This window comes from Sporosarcina jiandibaonis (assembly GCF_013184495.1).
GTDB lineage: Bacteria > Bacillota > Bacilli > Bacillales_A > Planococcaceae > Sporosarcina > Sporosarcina jiandibaonis.
Genome location: NZ_JAAOIY010000019.1, coordinates 1 through 700, shown reverse-complemented (window position 1 = coordinate 700; position 700 = coordinate 1). Strand labels below are relative to the sequence as shown.

The 700-nt window shown below is 43.4% G+C and carries 2 tRNA genes and 2 rRNA genes; all 4 read left to right on the top strand.

Annotation, left to right across the window (positions count from 1 at the left end):
* Positions 1-157: ribosomal RNA gene (locus tag G8782_RS18270) — 23S ribosomal RNA — on the top strand; the annotation flags it as partial.
* Positions 158-311: 154 nt separating this feature from the next.
* Positions 312-427 (top strand): 5S ribosomal RNA (rrf, locus tag G8782_RS18265).
* 75 nt (positions 428-502) lie between these two features.
* Positions 503-578: transfer RNA gene (locus G8782_RS18260), tRNA-Val, on the top strand.
* A 24-nt stretch (positions 579-602) separates the two neighbouring features.
* A tRNA-Thr gene (locus tag G8782_RS18255) sits at positions 603-678 on the top strand.
* The last annotated feature ends 22 nt before the right edge of the window (positions 679-700 follow it).

The window sequence follows — 700 nt, the reverse complement described above, 5'->3', positions numbered from 1 at the left end:
TGCTGAAAGCATCTAAGCATGAAGCCCCCTTCAAGATGAGATTTCCCATTACGCAAGTAAGTAAGATCCCTCAGAGAAGATGAGGTTGATAGGTCCGGGGTGTAAGTGCGGCGACGTACATAGCTGACGGATACTAATTGATCGAGGACTTAACCTATTAAGTTAAAAGGGTTTGATTGACCCTGATTTGTGAACATTATCATTCGTTTTATCCGGTTTTGAAAGAATAAGTAACTTTCTTTCAAAAAAGGCTTGTATTTATTTCAAGAGTTGTTATAATAAATATTGTCCTTAAAAAAGTGATTGATAAGTCTGGTGGCGATAGCGAAGAGGTCACACCCGTTCCCATACCGAACACGGAAGTTAAGCTCTTCAGCGCCGATGGTAGTTGGGGGCTTCCCCCTGCAAGAGTAGGACGTTGCCAGGCTTTAAAAACTTATTACATAACTTAATAAAGTTTTGTCGAAGTGCGTTTTTAAAAACAGTTCACCATAATTACCCAGGAGGATTAGCTCAGCTGGGAGAGCACCTGCCTTACAAGCAGGGGGTCGGCGGTTCGAGCCCGTCATCCTCCACCATTAATTTTCAGTCCTTGAAATAGCGCCGGAGTAGCTCAATTGGTAGAGCAACTGACTTGTAATCAGTAGGTTGAGGGTTCAAGTCCTTTCTCCGGCACCACTTTCGAGCCATTAGCTCAGTT